Source organism: Umezawaea sp. Da 62-37, from assembly GCF_032460545.1.
Taxonomy (GTDB): Bacteria; Actinomycetota; Actinomycetes; order Mycobacteriales; family Pseudonocardiaceae; genus Umezawaea.
In genome coordinates this window covers 9,093,881-9,111,118 of record NZ_CP135965.1, presented here as the reverse complement: position 1 = coordinate 9,111,118, position 17,238 = coordinate 9,093,881, and the positions used below count along the sequence as shown (strand labels likewise).

Below are 17,238 nucleotides of genomic sequence, written 5' to 3'. Positions count from 1 at the left end.
CGTTATGACCACCCGCGCTGTCGTACTTGGCGGGAGCATTGCCGGGCTGCTCGCGGCGCGGGTGCTCGCCGAGACGTTCACCGAGGTCGTGGTGGTGGACCGCGACGAGCTGCTCGGCGTCACGACCCCGCGCCGCGGCGTCCCGCAGGGCAGGCACATCCACGGACTGCTGGCCCGCGGCCACCAGATCCTGGACGAGCTGTTCGAGGGGTTCACCGAGGACGCGCTGGCGGGGGGCGCGCTGACCGGCGACCTCGGTGAGCACCGGTGGTTCTTCGCCGGGCACGAGGCGCGCAAGGCCGTCACGGGCATGAAGTACATCTCCGCCACCCGACCGGTGCTGGAGGGCTTCGTCCGGGACCGCGTCGCCGCACTGGGCAACGTGAAGTTCCTGGAGCACCACGACGTCGTCGGCCTGGTCGCGTCGCCCGACCACAAGCGGGTCGTCGGCGCGCGGGTGCACTCCGGGACGGAGAGCACGGTGGAGGGCGACCTCGTCGTCGACGCCACCGGTCGCGGCTCGCGCACCCCGGCGTTCCTGGAGGAGCTCGGCTACGGCCGGCCCGAGGAGGAACGCATCAAGATCGACTTCAGCTACACCACGAGGGTCTACCGGCTGCCGGACGAGTCCGTCATGGACGGTGTGCGGTCGGTGAACCCCCTGCCCTCCCCCGTGACCCGACGCAGCGCGTTCTTCTCGGCCATGGAGGACGGGAAGTGGGTGCTCTCGGTCGGCGGCGTGCTCGGCGACCGCGCCCCCGCGGACCCGGAGGGCTTCATGGAGTACGTGCGCTCGCTGCCGGTCCCGGACATCCACCGGGTGGTCGCCGACGCGGAGGCGATCACCGAGCCGGTCTCCTTCCGGTTCCCCGACAGCGTCCGCCCGCGCTACGACCGGCTGGCGCGCCTCCCCGACGGGCTGGTCGTGCTCGGCGACGCGGCGTGCAGCTTCAACCCCGTGTACGGGCAGGGCATGACGGTCGCCGCGCAGGAGGCGCTGGTGCTGCGCGAGCACCTGCGGCGCGGGCAGCCGGAGCCGCGGGCCTTCCAGCGGGCCATCGCCAAGGTCGTCGACGTGCCGTGGGGCGTCTCCGCGGGCGGCGATCTCGCCTACCCCGAGGTGGTCGGCCCCCGACCGCTGAAGGTGCGGATCATGAACGCCTACATGGGCAAGGTGATGGGGGCCGCGTGCCGGGATCCCGAGGTGCTGACCGCGTTCATGCGGGTGGCGGGTCTGGTCGACCCGCCGCAGGCGCTGCTGAAACCCGCCATGGCGCGACGAGTGCTCCGGCGATCCCGTTGACCAGAACGACTCCCGGCCGCCGCGCGGCGAGGACCGGGGAAGGCGCGACGGCGACCGTCGCGGACGCGCTGGGCGCCGCGCTCGCCGACGCGGGTGTCCGGCACACCTTCGGCGTGGTGGGCGTGGGCAACGTGCGCGTCGTCGCCGCGTTGACGAAGGCGGGCGTGCGCTACGTCCCGGCGCGGCACGAGGCGGGCGCCGCGACCATGGCCGACGCCTACCACCGGGTCAGCGGTGAGGTCGGGATCTGCACGGTGACCTACGGTCCCGGCCTGACCAACACCGCGACCGGCCTGGCGGACGCGGTGAAGAACCGCAGCGCCGTGGTCGTGGTGTGCGGCGACCCGCCGGGTGGGCGGCAGCGGTCCATCGACATCGACCAGCAGGCGTTCGCCACCTCGCTGGGCGCCGCGACGGTCCGGGTCACCTCCCCGGCGGACGCGGTCGCGGCGGTGGCGGTGGCGTTGCGGACCACGGTGGCCCAAGGCCGCCCGGTGGTGCTGTTCGTGCCGGTGGACGTGCAGGCGATGCCCGCCGGGCCACCGCAGCAGGCACCACCCGCACCCGCGCCGGTGGTCACCGCGCCCGGCGCGGACGTCGGGGCCCTGGTGGCCCTGCTCGGCACCGCCCGCCGTCCGGTGCTGCTGGCCGGACTCGGCGCGTGGCGGGCGGACGCGCGGGGCCCGATAGCCACCCTGGCCGAGCTGTGCGGTGGCCTGCTCGCCACCACGCTGCCCGCCAAGGGGATCTTCGGGCCCACCCCGTGGTCGCTCGGCGTCGTGGGCAGCCTCTCCTCGCCCACCGCCGCCGAGCTCATCGGCGAGGCCGACATGATCCTCGCGTTCGGCGCGAGCATGAGCGAGTGGACCCTGCACGGCAACGGCCGCGGCGTGCTCGACCCGAGCGCCACCGTGGTCCAGGTCGACCTCCGGCCGGAGCAGATCTCGCCGCGCACGGACATCGGGATCGTCGGCGACGCCCGCGCCGTCGCGACGGCGCTGTGCGACGGCCTGCTCGAGGCCGGGACACCGACGTCCGGCTGGCGGCGGCGGGTCGCCGACCGGGTCGCGGGCTCGAACTGGAACCGGCAGCGCTACACCGACCGCGGCACGGCCGACCGGATCGACCCGCGCACCCTGTCCTCCGCGCTGGCCGAACTGCTGCCGGAGCACCGCACGCTGGTCACCGACGGCGGCCACTTCATCGGCTGGCCCGCCCGGTACTGGCCGGTCGCCGACCCGTCGGGCTTCGTGTTCACCGGGATGGCGCTGCAAAGCATCGGCCTCGGTTTCGCGGGCGCGGTCGGAGCCGCGCTCGGGCGGTCGGACCGCGTCGTGGTGCTGGCCGTCGGCGACGGCGGAGCGCTCATGGGACTGTCCGAATTGGACACCCTGATCCGCACGGCCGACTCGGCGCTCGTCGTCGTGTACGACGACGCCGCCTACGGCGCCGACGTCCACCTGCACGGCGACAGCCTCGAGGTCTCCCTCGGCACGATCTTCACGGACACCGACTTCGGCGGCCTGGCCAGATCGCTGGGCGCCGAGGCCGCGGTGGTGCGGACCGTGCGCGACCTCGACGTGGTCCGCGCCTGGCGCGACCGCGGCTGCGCGGGGACCCTGCTGCTCGACTGCAAGATCGTCCGCGACGTGATCGGCTACCACATGGCCGATCCGGGCAGGGCGGCCCCGAGTCCGGACCGACCGGCGACACCGACGGAGGAAGGCGACGCGCATGAGTGACCGGACAGTCGTGGAAGCCTGGTTGGCGGACCTGACCTTCCCCCGCTACATGGACACGCTGTACGCGCGGGCGCGCCGGTTCGAACAGGCGCACCCCGAGTACGAGATCAGGATCCGCGGGATCAACTTCGAGGACATGCCCGGCGCGGTGGCGCGCGGCGTGCGCGAGGGCAGGGCCCCGGCGATCGCCGAGTACTACTACACCGAGACGCCGAACGCGCTCGACGCGGTCGACCCCGCCGGGCGGCCGGTGTTCACCTCGGTCTCGGCCGCGGTCGGCGACCGGACCGAGGTCCTCGGCGAGCGGGTCGTGCTCGACGACGTCCTGCCCGCGCTGCGCGCCCAGTACACCTGCTACGGCGAGCTGCGGTCCCTGCCGACGGTCGCCACCACCTACCTGCTGTTCACCAACGCCACCATGCTCAAGGCAGCGGGCGTGCCCGAGGTCCCGGAGACGTGGCAGGACCTGCGGGCGGCCTGCGAGCGGGTGGTGGCCGCGCCCGGCGGGCCGCCGCACGCGATCGGCTGGGCGAACCACGGCATCCCGTTCGCGCACGCCATGGCGGTGCAGGGCGGGAAGATCGCCGACAACGGCAACGGCAGGCTGGCGCCCGCGGTCGGGCTCGACTTCACCGGCCCGGAGATGCTGGCGTGGGTGTCGTGGTGGCGCGGGCTGCACAAGGACGGCCTGTACCAGTACTCCGGTGAGATGGGCGACTGGTTCGGCACGTTCGAGCTGTTCGCCGGGCAGCGCCTCGCCTTCCGGATGAGCTCCTCCAACGACGTCGGCGCCACCGCCGAGGCCGCCGGGGCGGCGGGTTTCGAGCTGGCCGTGACGCGCTTCCCGTACAACGCCGACGTCCCCTACCGCGGCAACGTGGTCGCGGGCACGTCGCTGTGGCTGGCCGACGGCCTCGACGAGCCGACGCGGGACGGGGCGCTGGCGTTCATGCAGTTCCTCGCCAACCCCGAGAACGCCGCCGAGTACCACAAGGAGCACAGCTTCATCCCGGTCACCCGGTCGGCGTCCGCGCTGCTGGAGCGGGAGGGCTGGTTCGACCGGCACCCGCACGACCGCGCCCCCGAGTGCCAGCTCGACGAGAAGACAGCCGACGGCGAGCCCACCGCGGGCGCCCTCGTCGGCGACCACTTCAAGATCCAGGACCTGCTCGCGGCGGCCGTGCACGACATGCTGGTGCACGACGTCGACCCGTTGGAACGGCTGACCGCGGCCTCCGCCGAGGCGCAGGCGCTGCTGGACCGGTACGTGGCCGAGCACCCGTCTTCCCCTTGGCGCCCAACGCCCGCGGGCGGTGAGGAGAGCAACATCGCGTAAGGGCCGCGCCGGGGGACGGCGACTAGGATGAGGGGTATGGCGCCCAACCGCTCCTACGACGACGGGTGCGCGACCGCGTACGCCCTGGACGTCGTGGGAGGGCGTTGGGGACTGCTGATCGCGCGCGAACTGATGCTCGGCCCGAAGCGCTTCACCGATCTGCGCGTCGACCTGCCGGGGGTGAGCCCGACCGTGCTCGCGCAACGCCTGCGCGAGTTCGTCCGGGAGGGTGTCGCGATCCGCCTCAGGCTGCCGCCCCCCACGCCCTTCCGGGTCTACCAGCTGACCGAGTGGGGCTACGGGCTGGAACCCGTCATCCAGGCGCTCGGCGGGTGGGCCCTGCGGTCGCCGGACCCGCCGCGCACGCCGCCGCGCAGCGTCGACGCGAACGTGCTGTCGCTGCGCGTCCTGTTCGACCCCGTGGCGGCCTGGGGGCGGACGATCAGGTTCGGGCTGCGGGTGGGCGAACGCCCGTACCGGGTGTGCGTCGTGGACGGTGAACTCCACCTGGCGAGGGGCGAGGTGGACGCGCCGGACGCGGTGATCGACACCGACGTCCCCACCCTGCACGCGTACCTGTGCCGCACCCGCTCGCTGCGCGACTCGCTCGACGGCGGGGACATGGCGGTGCGCGGGGACATGGCCGCCGTGGCGGAGCTGCCGAGGCTGTTCTGCCCCCTCCGGTACCGGGTGCCGGTCGGCTAGGGCGACCGGTCGCACGGCTCCCCCGTGCTGTCTGGAAACCTTTGCACCGCAACTGATCCACGTCCGCGGAATCCGTTTCTCCCGTGCTGCCGACCTGATCGCGAACCGCACCGGAGTCGCGGTGCCGCTGCTAGCGTGGACACCCCACGTTGTCCGTTCACCCAGTCCACGGGAGAACCCATGGCGCGTCCCACTCCCCCGACCGGACCACCGGAAGCGACCTCGACGTTCGTCACCGGTCACCTCCCCCGCGGGCGCGGCCCGGTCGTGCGGCTCGGCGTGATCGCGGGCATCCCGCCGACGGTGGCCCAGTCGGCCGATTTCGTGGACTCCGCGATCGGCGGCACCGTCGCCGGTGTCGCGTTCGCCTTCGTCTCCGGCTTCGTCCGCGACCCGTTCCGCCGGATCAGCAAGCGCTTTCCCAACACGCCCGCGGTCTCCCTGATCACCGCCGGCGCGTTCACCTCCCCGCACCGGGAAGTCCGGCTGCCCGCCCAACGGGACGTCGTCATCCCTTGATACCCCATGGCCCCTGGGTCTGACGCACACGAAGAGGAGGACCATGCCGACCACGCTGGGCTCGGCGCGCAGGCTGGTGATGACGCCCGCGCTGACCGAGGTGACGTTCGAACGGCGGGGCTTCCCGCCCGGCCCGGCCGATGTCGCCCAACACCTGGAGGCGATCCCGCAGGCCGTGCTCTGCGGCTTCGAGTGGGGCATCGACACCCGCTCCCCGTGGGAGCTGGAACGCAGGCTCTCGTTGGTGCGTCGGGAACACCTCGGTTTCGCCTACGAGGGCGCGACGATGGCGTGCACGATCCTCGACGCGATGCGCGGCGGGCGCGGGCACAAGACCCGCGACCTGCTCGACGGTCCTGGGCGGCCGCACCTCTTCCTGGCCTACATCGGCATCGGGTTCGCGATGGCCCGGCTCCCCCGGCCGCTGTGGCGCCGGGTCGTCCCGGACCTGACCGGGTCCGCGCCGTACCACCCCGCGATGAGCTGGCTGGCCGTGGACGGCTACGGGTTCGACCGCGCGTACTTCGACACCCGCAAGTGGGTCGACCGGCAGCACGTCCCGGCGCCGTACCCCTGGCAGGGCAAGCCGGACTACTTCCCGCGCGCCGTCGACCAGGGGATCGGCCGCGCCCTGTGGTTCATCCACGGCGCGCGTCCCGACGACGTGGCCGACGCGGTGGCCCGGTTCGACCCCGGCAGGCACGCCGACCTGTGGAGCGGGGTCGGCCTGGCGTCGACGTTCGCGGGTGGCGCCGCGCCGGAGGCCCTGCGCGCGCTGCGCGGACTGGCCGGGCGGTACCGCGACGAGGTCGCGCTGGGCATGGTGTTCGCCGTCAAGGCGAGAGCGCACGCGGGGTTCGTCCCCGACCACACCGAGTGGGCGGCGAGCGCGCTCGGGGAGCTGGGTGTCGACGCGGCGGTGGCGCTGGCGGACGACACGGTCGGCCACGACGAGGACGGTCCCGAACCGACGTACGAGCTGTGGCGGCGCAGGATCCGGGCCCACTTCGCCTCGCTACCGAACTGACCACCGGCACGAACTGACCACCGGCACGAACCGACGACCGGGCACCGCGCGGCGGTCGCGGGCCGGAACGTCCACAACGGACTCCGGGACGACGGATCCCGGAAGGCGGAACCCGGTGAGCGGAACTCGGACGACCGGACTCAGGAGGAGACGACCTGCAACGTGCCGACGTCCAGCAGCACCGGCGGGTCCAGCCTGCTCATCGGCCTGAGCCTCAGGTCGGCCGGGCGCACCTGGGTCTCGGGCCGGATGGTGATCGGTCCGTGGCAGCCCACGTACAACCCGTCGCCGTGGTCGCGCGCGCTGGGCACGACCGGCGCGCGGCCGGCGACGGCGGAGTAGCTGAGCAGGTACCACGTTCCCAGCGGGACGTCGTTGAACTCGTACGGCCCCGCCTTGCGCAGCACCGCGCACCGCACCGGCCGCCCCTGCGGCAGCCGATCGGGGAACAGACCCACGAAGATCTTGCCGAGGATGACCGGGAAGGACGGGACGGCGATCCAGCCGTGGACGGTCGCGGGTCGGTTCGACGCCGGGTGCCTGCGCGTGTCCGTCCCGCAGACCAGCAACGAGACGCCGCCGAGACGCCGGTACGTGCTCGGCGAGATGCCGACGCTGCTGCGGAAGCGGGAACTGAAGGTGCCGACGCTCTGGTAGCCGACCTGCTGGCTGATGTCGGTGACGGTCAGGGACGTGCACAGCAGCAGTCTCTTCGCCTCCTGCAACCGCATCGCGGCCAGGAAGCGGCCTGGCGAGATGCCGGTGGCCCGCTGGAAGATCCTGGAGAAGTGGAACTTGCTGAACATCGCCGCCCGCGCCATGTCGTCCAGCGTGACCTGCTCGCCCATTTTCTGGCACATGACGTCGATAGCGCGGCCGACCGCTTTCTCAATCAATTCGTCCACTGCGCCCCCTAGCAATCGGCCGCACCCAAGATTTCCGATTCGCGAGATGTCCGATCACGATCCCGACGGACAAAAAATATTATTCACCGGGTTCCACAGTGTCGCGGATTACTAATCCTTATCCATCGACCACGCTAGCAGCACCCACATGGACCCGCAAGCGAACAGTGACGGCGATGTCACTCTGCGAATACGATGATAACGCTCATTAACAAATCAAATCCCACGCAGCGTGACAAACACCCCGTCGTACGGGGCGAAACGGGTGAAGCATTCCGCGCGCGAACGACGCCGCTCCCGCCACAGGTACGCAAGCTCGGAGGTGCGTTCGAACGGCCGTCACCCGGACGATGGATCGGTGGCGGTCGGCAGCCGTCACCAGCGGGCGAGGACATTTCCGTTGACCGGTCAGCGCGACGGGGACAGGGAGCGAATCGATGGATGCCGACGATGTCCAGACCATGACGCTGGAGGCGTTCGCCGACACCATAATTCCTGGTGAACGGCGGTCGCCGGAGGACAGGGCGATCGCGGGCGCGGCCCCTGGGCCGGGCGCGGTCCAAGCGGGCGCCCTGGAACTGCTGCGCACCGAGGCGACCGGCGTGACGGCCGGACTCGCCCCCCTTTCCCTGGCGCTCAACGCGCACGCCGCCGCGTACGCCGCCGAATCGGCGCTGGAACTCGACGACGACGTTCCCCCGTTCGTCGCCCTGCCCTACGAGCACCGCGCCGAACTGATCAGCCGCCTGGTCGCACCGGGCCACCCGGAGAAGGACGGCTGGGTGCTGCTCGCGATGTTCAGCAACATGGCCTACGACAGCGCCGCGCACGTCCACACGACCGACGCCATCGCGGCGGGACACCCCGGTCTGCTCGCCATGGGGTTCGGCGAACCGGACGAGGACGGCCTCTGGCGGTTCCGCGAACACTCCTACGGCAGGGCGCTGGCGCGGCAGCACCCCGACACCACACCCTCCGGGAGCCCGGCATGACCGTCGAGTCAACGGACGTCCTCGTCGTCGGCAGCGGGTTCGGCGGCGCGATCACCGCCTACTACCTGGCCGCGGCCGGGGCGAACGTCGTCCTGCTCGAACGCGGCCCCTGGCTGTCGGGCCCGGACTTCGAGCACGACTTCCTGCTGGGCTCCTCCTACACCAGGGTCTTCGACTTCGTGGCGGGCGACGGCATGAGCGTGCTGTCGGGCAACTGCGTCGGCGGCGGCAGCGTCGTGTACTTCGCCGCGCTGCCCCGCGCGCCCCGGTACGCGTTCGAACGGCACGGCGGCATCGGCAGGCGGATGTGGCCCGCGGCGATCAGCCGGGACACCCTCGACCCCTGGTACGACCGGATCTCCGATGCGATGGCCGTCGAGCAGCAGACCTGGGACGACGTCTCCTACGCCGGCGGGCTGTGGGCCGCGGCGTGCGATCACGCGGGCCGCACGGCCAACCTCGTCCCGGTCGGCGTCGACCGCGCCAGGTGCACGAACTGCAACTGGATGATGGCCGGGTGCCGGTTCGACGCGAAGCGCTCGCTGCTGTTCAACTACATCCCCGCCGCGGTCGACCACGGCGCGGAGGTCCGGCCGCTGCACGAGGTGCAGCGCGTCTCGCGGAACGACGACGGCGGCTACCGCGTGCACTACACGACCATCGACGAGGTGGACTACCGGGTCCACACCGGCGGGGGCGAGATCGACGCGAAGCTCGTCGTCCTCGCCGCGGGGGCGGGCGCCACGCCGGTGATCCTGAAGCGGTCCGAGGAGGCGCTCGGCGCCATGCCGCACGCGGTCGGCCGGTACTTCTCGGGCAACGGCGAGCGGTTGAACACCGCCGTGGTCAACGAGGACCGGGTGCGGGACGTGCTGGGTCTGGACCGCGGCGACGGCGTCGCCTACGAGGCCAACCGGATCGGCCGTGGCCCGGTGGTGGCCAGTTGGGACCGGGTGGACGGGTCACTCCCGGAGTACTCCCGGTTCTCCTTGGAACAGCTGTACTTCCCGCCCGGTCTCGGCACGATCCTGGCGCAGGCGCCCGGCGGTGGCGACTCGGCCTGGTTCGGCCCGGCGAAGAAGGAGATGCTGAGCCGCTGGAAGTCCTGGCTGATCATCTTCCAGATGATCGAGGACGACAACGAGGGCGTGTTCGGCCCTCCCCCGCCGACCGGCAACGCCTACCGCATCTCCCAGCAGATGCTGGGCCGCGGCGTGCTGAGCTACGACCCGACGCCGAACACGCTGCGCGCGTGGGCGGAGGCGGACGCGGAGGTCAAGGACATCCTGGAGCGCGACGGGCTGGCCGAGGTCACGCCGTGGACCAACGACCTGGTCGGCGCGTACACGGTGCACCCGCTCGCGTCGTGCCGGATCGGCGACGACCCGGCGACGTCGGCGCTGGACGACCGGCACGAACTGCGCGGGCACCCCGGCATCTTCGTCACGGACGGTTCGGCCGTTCCAGGAGCGCTCACCGTCAACCCCGCGCTCACGATCGGCGCGCTGGCCGAGCGGGCGATCCCCGGAATCCTCGAAGCGGCGCGGAAACGCGGGATCCCCGTGAGCCACCACGCGCCGGTCCCGGTCGTCACGGCGGCGAGCGCCGCGGCGCCGCGGCCCGCGGTGTGACCCGTCCGCTCATCCGCCGGTCACCCTGACGGCGGTGATGTCGGACGACGCGAGCGGGCGGTGGCAGTTCTCGCAGACCGTCCGCGAGAGCACCCGCCCGCCGCAGCCCGCGTGCACCACCTTCGTCGGCGGCTCCGGCAGGTCGTCGGAGTAGTGCTCGTCGCCCCACTCCAGCAGGGCGCGGACGACGGGCGCGAGCCCGCGCCCCTTCGCCGTGAGCAGGTATTCGTACCGGACCGGTCGCGCCTGGTAGGGCACCCGGTCCAGCACGTCGTGCTCGACCAGGAGGTTCAGCCTGGCCGTGAGCACGTTGCGCGGAATGCCCAACGCGTCGTGGAATTCCTCGAAACGCGTCACGCCGAGCAGCCCGTCCCGCACTATCAACAATGTCCACCGCTCGCCCACCACCTCCAACGCGCGTGCGACGGTGCATCGTTCACCAATGTACGTCCTCTTCATCATTCGGCACATCATATAGTCAGTTGCTTCACCGAACTGACTTGCAGTACGGTGTTAACCGTCTGCGACGAACGGGGGACGGACTTGAGTAGAATTTTGCTCCAAACGGCGTTACGCAGATCGTTGAAGGGAATTCGGCATGTTTCGCCGATCCCGATGAACGAGGCCAGTGGTCTGACCGCCTCGGTGTACCAGCAGGTGGAGGGGGATTTCGGCCTGCTCGCCCCACCGGTCGCGCTGCACGCGGTCGCCCCGACCGTGATGGCCGCCTGCTGGCTCATGCTGCGGGAGTCGTTGATCGTCACCGACCGGGTGGACCGGGGCACCAAGGAAGCGGTCGCCACGGCCGTGTCGCTGTGCAACCGCTGCCCCTACTGCGTGGACGTGCACAGCATGACGCTGGAGGCGTGGGGCACCACGGTTCCCGACGACCCGGAGTCCGACCACGAGGTCCGGCTGGTCGCCGACTGGGCGCGCGGGACCGCGAAGGCCACGACCGCGACGATCCCGGCGACCGTCCCGGCCGCGCACGTCCCGGAACTGGTCGGGGTCGTGCTGACGTTCCACTACGTCAACCGGATGGTGAACGTCTTCCTGCCGGACTCCCCGCTGCCGCCCGGTCTTCCCGAGGCCGCCCGCAGCCGGACGCTGCGCATGCTCGGCCGGTTCATGCGCGGGGCCGCCCATCCCCACCACGCGCCGGGGACGTCGCTCGACCTGCTGCCCGCGGCGCGGTTGCCCGCCGACCTGGGCTGGACGCGCGAGAACCCACGGGTCGCGGACGCCTTCGCCCGCGCCGCCGCGGCGATCGACGAGGCGGGTGCGCGGTCGGCACCGGAATCGGTGCGCGCGCTGCTCCCCAGGATGCTGGTCGACTGGGACGGTGAAGCGCCGGACCGCGAGGTCGTCATCGACGCGGTCGCCGAACTGCCGCCCGCCGACCGACCCGCGGGCCTGATCGCCGTGCAGACCGCGCTCACGTCCTCCTGCTTGGACCTGTCGGCGATCGCGGAATTCCGCGGGACCCGGCCGGACGACCGGTCCCTCGTGGAGCTGACCTCCTGGGCCAGCATGTCCGCGGCCCGCCGGATCGGCGAGTGGACCGGGGCCGACCGCCGGGCGCCCGATCCGCTCATCGGGTAGCGGTCACGCCGCAGGGGATCGGGGTGTCGGCAAGGGGAACCCGGCCCCGGCCCTCGTCGGCGTCGCGCTCCGACCACCGTGCGGGGGTGGGTCGGTCCCGCCGCGCGAAAGCCGGGTCGCCGCGTCCGGCGTCAGCCCAGCGCCTCGGCCGCGAGGCGGGTGCCCGCGATCCTGGCCGCGATCTTGGCGAACGCGGTGTCGCGCGAGGTCGAGCGGTCGTCGGCGAACGGCGAGAACCCGCAGTCGTCGCACGTTCCCAGGCGTTCCACCGGGATGTACCGGGCCGCTTCGACGACCCGGTCGCGCACCTCTTCGGGGGTTTCGACGCGGGGGTCGATCGGGTCGATCACGCCGACGAAGATCCGCTGGTCCGGAGCGGAGTGCTCGCGGAGGAGCCCGAGCACCCTGGGGCGGTCGGGTTCGCCCGCCAGCTGGACGTAGAAGGTGCCGACGTTCAGCCGGAACAGGTCCGGGAGCAGCTCGGCGTAGTCGACGTCGAGGCTGTGCGCCGAGTCCTGGTCGCCGCCGGGGCACGTGTGCACGCCGAGCTTCGACCGCTCCTCCGCCGAGAACCGGTCCAGGACGCTGTTGTTGATCGCGACGAAGTCGCGCAGCAGCCCCTTGGACGGGTCGAGCTTGAGCGCCAGCCTGCCCTCGGTGAAGTCCAGCTGGACGGACTCGGCGCCCGCGTCCAGGCAGCCCCGGATGTCCGCCTCGCTCTCGTCGGCGAGGTCGCTCAGGAAGGCCTCGCGGGAGTAGCCGTCGATGCCGCCCGCCGGGTACAGCAGGCTCAGCAGGGACGGCGCGATCACCGCCTGCTTGACGGGCTTGTCGGTGAGCGCCTTCGCCTTGGCGACGTAGGACGCCGCGCGCACGCCGTAGCGGAACGGGCCGCCGCTCAGGCGCGGCAACCGGCGGGTGTGGCCGTCCGCGAACGGGATGACCGCGCCGTCCGGTGCCAGTCCGGTCAACCCCTGCAGGGGATAGCCCAGGAAACTCGGTTTCGACTGCTCGCCGTCCACGACCACCGGTGAGCCGGTTTCCTCGAAACGCGCGATGGTCTCGGCGGTAGCGCGGTCGCGACACGCGTCCAGCGCCTCCTGGTTCCCCCGCCCCGACTCGAACTCCGCCAAGGCGTCCTGGAGGTAGTCCGGACGCGGAATGCTGCCGATGGGCTCAGTGGGAATGATCACGTGTCCATTCTCACCATCCACCGGGGCCTGGGAAAAGGCCGTCGCCGCGAAAAGTGAGCACGATGGAAGATGCGGACCGGCCCGGCTCCGCTAATCGGGCCGCGCCCTGACCAGCCGCCGGAGCGCGGACAGGACCACGTCGCCGAGCACGGTTCCCAGCACGGCGCCCTCGGCGTCGTCCGCGCACCGGACCGCGCCCGCCTCCACGTCCACCAGCCGCGTGCAGATCACCAGGTACGGCTCCACCAGTTCCAGCAGGTCATCACGACCGAGGTCGACCATCACGGCCACGGCCGTCACCAGCGCGCGCCAGCTCGCCGTGCCCTCGGCCCCGCCCAAACCGTGCCGCGCCAACATCCCCTCGACCCGCGCCCGCGCGACGGACCACGACCCGGTGTCGAAATCGGACTCGTCCGGAGTGGTCGTGACGACGTCGGGCAGCACCCCGTCGCGGACCTCGTTGTCCACCGCGAGCAGGACGTCCCGCGTCACGGCGATCGACAGCCCGCCGACCTCGGCCAGCGCCCTGATCACCTTGAGCCTGCGGAGGTGCGCGGCCCCGTACCACGCCTGGTTGGGGCTCGTCAGCGTGCCGGGCGGCAGCATCCCCTCGCGCAGGTAGTACTTGATCTTCGGGATCGACACGTTCGCCGCGCTCGCCAGTTCCGACACCTTCACCGGCACTCCCCCTCCACGACGCCCGGATCGACAGCGTCCGCCGCCGGTCGGCCGCCCGCCAACCTCGAACGTGCTGTCGTCGGCCCGTTCGCGGTTGGCGGGACGGGTCCGGTGGGAAGACCTCGGCCGCGTGCTTCCACCGTTCGGGAACGGCAACATCGGCGTTGCGCGAACACCGCGCCCTTGGCAGGATCGCAATGCCGCAACCGAGGCCCGTTCCGGGATCCTCGGGTCGCTTCACGGCTCCGGGGGGTGCGCGGAACGAGCGTCCGCGTGCCGTCCAACTCCATATCAGCGTGGAGCGGGGGAAGTCCGGTGGGAATCCGGCGCTGTCCCGCAACGGTGTGCCCCTCCGGGGGCGAGCCCGGTCGCCCGCACCACGCGGTGCTCGACCAACTCCTGTCGTGGGCTTGCGGGAAAGGGTTCTCATGAGGCTTCCGATGCTCTCCATCGCCGTGTCGCGCGGCACCAGTCCGGTCACCGCTCCACAGGCGACCGCCACCCCGACCGAGACCGGAGCCGGGACGGCGGCCTCACGGCGGCCCCGGTGCGACCCCCACCCGGATCGACGACCCGGCCCCGTCCCGATGTGCCGCGGTTGAAGCCGGACACCCCATGCACATCTACGCGAGAACCCTCGCCATGGTCGGCCGCGCGGCACGTGCGCGGCGGGTGCCCGAACCGAACGCGCCCGCCCCGGCCTGGGCGCGGTACCTGACCAAGCGCTTGGAGCGGTACGCGGACGACGCCGGGCTGCCGCACGACCTGTCGCTGGAGATCTCGGAGCTGGAGGGCTACCTGACCGGGCTCCGCCTGACCCGCGAGCACGACATCGGGAACGCGGGTTTCGCGCTCGCGCGATCGGCCGTCATGCGGCTGCACCGCGACACCGACCGGAGCCGCTCCCCGTTCCTGCACGACAAGCCCCTGGCCAAGGTGTACGAGATGCTCGGCCGCCTGTACCTGTGCTTCGGCTCCTGGAAACCCGCCGCCGACTGCTACGCGCGCGCGTCGCTGCTCTGGTGGGACAAGCGCAACACCCAGCGCACCTTCTCGATGCTGATCCTGTGCAGGCTGCTGGACGGGGACAGCGCGACCGCCGCCGAACTCCTGGACGACCTGGGACCGGCGACCGGACCGCAGCAGCACTTCCAGCGGATCGCCAGGGCGCTGGCCGACCCGTGGGCCGATCCGCGGGCCGAGGTGTCGAGGTTCCCGCTGACCAGGCCGTTGGGTCCGGCGCCGCACGGGTACCTGGCGTCGGCGACCGCGGGGCGGCTCGCGGACGAGGGTCACCTCGACGAGGCGCTCGACCTGCTCGACACCACGACGGCCTACCTCGAGGGGGTGCGCGCCGACGGCTGGGTGCTCGCCGACCTGCGGCAGCGCAAGGCGGGCGTGCTGCTCGCCATGGGCCGCCACGAGGAGTGCCGCGAACTGGCGCTGGCGGCGTGGGCGTTCCTGGGCTCGTCGCGCTACCAGGCCTGCTCCCACGCGCAGCGGCAGGCCACGTGGCGCTACTTCGCCCCCTCCCGCCACGCCGCGTTGCAGGCGTCGATCGCGCTGGGGGACAGCGGGTCGGTCGGCGAGCTGATCGAGAACTGCCGCCGCCAGTCGGTGATCGCCGCGGAGGTCGGCGTCGAGGTCGGGGGCGCGGGCCTGGACGCGATGCTCGCCGTCGCAGGCGAGGACCCGGCGCGGTGCGGACCGCGCGGACCGCGGGCGGACTCGTCGCTGTTCACCCCGATCAACGACGCTTTCAACGCGACCCGCCTGCTCATGCCCAAGCCGGTGCCCCCCGGCGCCATGGCGTTCCCCGAGGGCGCGTTCTGGGCGACCCACGTCGAGAACGGGATGCTGTTCTGGTTCCTGGCCGTCGACGGCGCGCACGTCGGCCACGGCGTGTCGGACCTGCGCGACCACGAGGACCTCCGGCCCGTGCTGCGGACGGGCCGTCCGGGGGCGCCGGACTACGAGCCCGTGCGGCACCTGGCGGACTGGAGGTCGCCCGAGGAGCAGGCCATCTCCACCGCCATCGGGGCGGTGCTGCCCGAACCGCTGGTGGAACTGCTCGTCCGGGCGACGCGCGACGCGCCGCTGCGCCTCACGATCGCGGCGGCGCCGGAGTTGGCCGCGGTGCTGTGGCCGATCGCGGTGGTGCCCGGCACGGAGGACCGGCTGATCGAACGCGCGGTCCTGCGGATGTGGACGTCCGGCGCCGTCGAGAGCGAGCGCTCGGCGCGCCCCGAACCACCGCTGGGGCGGGCGACGCCGTTCCTGCTCGCCTGGGACACCCCCGACGGGTCGCCCCACCCGCGACCCGACCCGTCCACGGCGGGCAGGCCGCGGGTGTGGCTGCAAGGAGCGGCGGCGACCAGGACCGCCCTCACCGAGGCGCTGCGCGACATCGGTCCGGGCACCAGCGGCCTCTTCCTCCACACCGGGCACGCCCAGTCCTGGCCCGCCCTGTCGTTGGCCGAGGACGGCGAGCTGCGGGCGGGCGAGCTGCTCGACACCGCCGACGACGGCGCGCCGGTCCTGCCGATGCCGTCGCGGGTGATCCTGTCCCGCTGCTCGCACACCGGCGACGCCGCGCTCGGCGACGAGACGATCGGTCTCGCGGCGGGCATCATCCAGTCCGGCGCGCACCACGTCATCGCGACCGGCGTGGACGCGTTCGACTCGTCGTTCACGCGGACGTTCGACGACATCCTCGTCAAGGGGATGCTGGCGCCGGACGCCGACGCCGGGGTCCTGCTCCGCGCGACCCAACTGCGGATGCTCACGGAGTGGAAGGTGCACTCGCTGCGCGGCGGCGCCGACCCCGCCGGGGACGTCAACGGCCCCCACCCCGTCATCTGGGCCGCCTACCAGGCCTTCTGACGGGGGTGGCCACGTCTTCGGCCGGGACCGCGGTGGGTGGGGTCGGGGCTGCCCGACCTCACCCGGTTCGGTCCCGGTCCGCGCCGAAGCCGCTGAGCATCAACCCGCGAACGGCCTCCACCACCTCGGCGGGCGCCTTCTCCACCGAACCGCTGTCGTAGGGCGGCTGGGGGTCGTACTCGATGGCCAGCTGGAGCCCCTTGGCCACGTCGTCGCCCCACAGGATCCCGGCCAGCGCCAACGCCATGTCGATGCCCGCCGACACGCCCGCGGCGGTGATCACGGAGCCGTCGCGCACCACCCGCTCGGTGCTCACCTCGGCCCCCAGCGAGGCCAGCAGGTCGCGCACGGCCCAGTGCGTGGTGGCGCGCTTGCCCGCCAGCACGCCCGCGGAGGCGAGCAGCGTCGACCCGGTGCACACCGACGTCGTCCACGTGGCGGTCGGGTGGACCTCGCGCAGCCACGCGGCCACCGTTCCCTCGGCGAGCACGCCGAAGGGCTTGCCGCCCGGCACGACGATCACGTCGGCCCGGTCGAGTTCGGCGAACGTCGTGGTGGGCGCGATCAGCATCCCCGCGTCGCAGCGCACCGGGTCGGGGGTGGCGGCGACGAAGTGCGGCGTCACGCCCGGCGCGTGGGCGAGCACGTCGTACGGGCCGACCAGGTCGAGCGCGGTCATGTCCGGGTACAGCACGAAGGCGATGTCCATCGGTTCTCCCCTG

At 72.4% G+C, this 17,238-nt stretch carries 15 protein-coding genes and 1 riboswitch; of the genes, 10 read left to right on the top strand and 5 right to left on the bottom strand.

What is annotated here, in order from left to right; genetic code table 11:
• Positions 1-4 precede the first annotated feature (4 nt).
• The 6 genes from RM788_RS41335 to RM788_RS41310 all read left to right on the top strand — a co-directional run bounded on the left by RM788_RS41335 (position 5) and on the right by RM788_RS41310 (position 6,632).
• On the top strand, positions 5-1,303 hold the full coding sequence (locus RM788_RS41335; RefSeq protein ID WP_315925532.1) for an FAD-dependent oxidoreductase: 1,299 nt from the start codon (positions 5-7) through the stop codon (positions 1,301-1,303).
• Positions 1,300-3,045 carry a thiamine pyrophosphate-binding protein gene (locus RM788_RS41330; RefSeq protein ID WP_315925530.1) on the top strand — a complete coding sequence of 582 codons (1,746 nt, stop codon included), beginning with the start codon at positions 1,300-1,302 and terminating at the stop codon, positions 3,043-3,045. Before RM788_RS41335 ends, RM788_RS41330 begins: the two co-directional genes overlap by 4 nt.
• Positions 3,038-4,381 carry an ABC transporter substrate-binding protein gene (locus tag RM788_RS41325; protein WP_315925528.1) on the top strand — a complete coding sequence of 448 codons (1,344 nt, stop codon included), beginning with the start codon at positions 3,038-3,040 and terminating at the stop codon, positions 4,379-4,381. Before RM788_RS41330 ends, RM788_RS41325 begins: the two co-directional genes overlap by 8 nt.
• A 36-nt stretch (positions 4,382-4,417) precedes the next feature.
• Complete coding sequence (locus tag RM788_RS41320; RefSeq protein ID WP_315925526.1) at positions 4,418-5,086, top strand: winged helix-turn-helix transcriptional regulator; 669 nt, start codon at positions 4,418-4,420, stop codon at positions 5,084-5,086.
• Between the two features lie 180 nt (positions 5,087-5,266).
• Positions 5,267-5,605 (top strand): hypothetical protein, encoded by a 339-nt coding sequence (locus RM788_RS41315; RefSeq protein WP_315925524.1) that lies wholly within the window; start codon positions 5,267-5,269, stop codon positions 5,603-5,605.
• A 43-nt stretch (positions 5,606-5,648) separates the two neighbouring features.
• Positions 5,649-6,632, top strand: a complete 984-nt coding sequence (locus tag RM788_RS41310) for a DUF1702 family protein (RefSeq protein WP_315925522.1) — start codon at positions 5,649-5,651, stop codon at positions 6,630-6,632.
• Positions 6,633-6,772: 140 nt separating this feature from the next.
• Here RM788_RS41310 and RM788_RS41305 read toward each other — a convergent pair whose 3' ends face one another.
• On the bottom strand, positions 6,773-7,537 hold the full coding sequence (locus RM788_RS41305; protein WP_315925520.1) for a helix-turn-helix domain-containing protein: 765 nt from the start codon (positions 7,535-7,537) through the stop codon (positions 6,773-6,775).
• A gap of 437 nt (positions 7,538-7,974) precedes the next feature.
• On the opposite strand from RM788_RS41305, the gene RM788_RS41300 reads away from it, so the two are divergent.
• Positions 7,975-8,529: a DUF5987 family protein gene (locus tag RM788_RS41300; RefSeq protein WP_315925518.1), complete on the top strand. Its 555-nt coding sequence runs from the start codon at positions 7,975-7,977 to the stop codon at positions 8,527-8,529.
• A complete protein-coding gene (locus RM788_RS41295; RefSeq protein WP_315925516.1) occupies positions 8,526-10,160 on the top strand; it encodes an FAD-dependent oxidoreductase in 1,635 nt (544 codons plus the stop codon). Before RM788_RS41300 ends, RM788_RS41295 begins: the two co-directional genes overlap by 4 nt.
• A 9-nt stretch (positions 10,161-10,169) precedes the next feature.
• Here the strand turns inward: RM788_RS41295 and RM788_RS41290 are convergent, their stop codons facing one another.
• Positions 10,170-10,622, bottom strand: a complete 453-nt coding sequence (locus RM788_RS41290; RefSeq protein WP_315925514.1) for a winged helix-turn-helix transcriptional regulator — start codon at positions 10,620-10,622, stop codon at positions 10,170-10,172.
• Between the two features lie 153 nt (positions 10,623-10,775).
• Between RM788_RS41290 and RM788_RS41285 the strand changes: the two genes are divergently transcribed.
• On the top strand, positions 10,776-11,762 hold the full coding sequence (locus tag RM788_RS41285; RefSeq protein ID WP_315925512.1) for a carboxymuconolactone decarboxylase family protein: 987 nt from the start codon (positions 10,776-10,778) through the stop codon (positions 11,760-11,762).
• Positions 11,763-11,893: 131 nt separating this feature from the next.
• Here RM788_RS41285 and RM788_RS41280 read toward each other — a convergent pair whose 3' ends face one another.
• Both RM788_RS41280 and RM788_RS41275 read right to left on the bottom strand, forming a co-directional pair.
• Positions 11,894-12,955 carry a cobalamin-independent methionine synthase II family protein gene (locus RM788_RS41280; protein ID WP_315925510.1) on the bottom strand — a complete coding sequence of 354 codons (1,062 nt, stop codon included), beginning with the start codon at positions 12,953-12,955 and terminating at the stop codon, positions 11,894-11,896.
• 90 nt (positions 12,956-13,045) lie between these two features.
• Complete coding sequence (locus RM788_RS41275; RefSeq protein WP_315925508.1) at positions 13,046-13,633, bottom strand: MerR family transcriptional regulator; 588 nt, start codon at positions 13,631-13,633, stop codon at positions 13,046-13,048.
• Positions 13,634-13,912: 279 nt separating this feature from the next.
• Positions 13,913-14,061, top strand: a riboswitch (adenosylcobalamin (AdoCbl) riboswitch).
• Between the two features lie 187 nt (positions 14,062-14,248).
• On the opposite strand from RM788_RS41275, the gene RM788_RS41270 reads away from it, so the two are divergent.
• A complete protein-coding gene (locus RM788_RS41270) occupies positions 14,249-16,516 on the top strand; it encodes a CHAT domain-containing protein (RefSeq protein WP_315925505.1) in 2,268 nt (755 codons plus the stop codon).
• A 58-nt stretch (positions 16,517-16,574) separates the two neighbouring features.
• Here the strand turns inward: RM788_RS41270 and RM788_RS41265 are convergent, their stop codons facing one another.
• Positions 16,575-17,225: a DJ-1/PfpI family protein gene (locus tag RM788_RS41265; protein ID WP_315925503.1), complete on the bottom strand. Its 651-nt coding sequence runs from the start codon at positions 17,223-17,225 to the stop codon at positions 16,575-16,577.
• Positions 17,226-17,238: the final 13 nt, after the last annotated feature.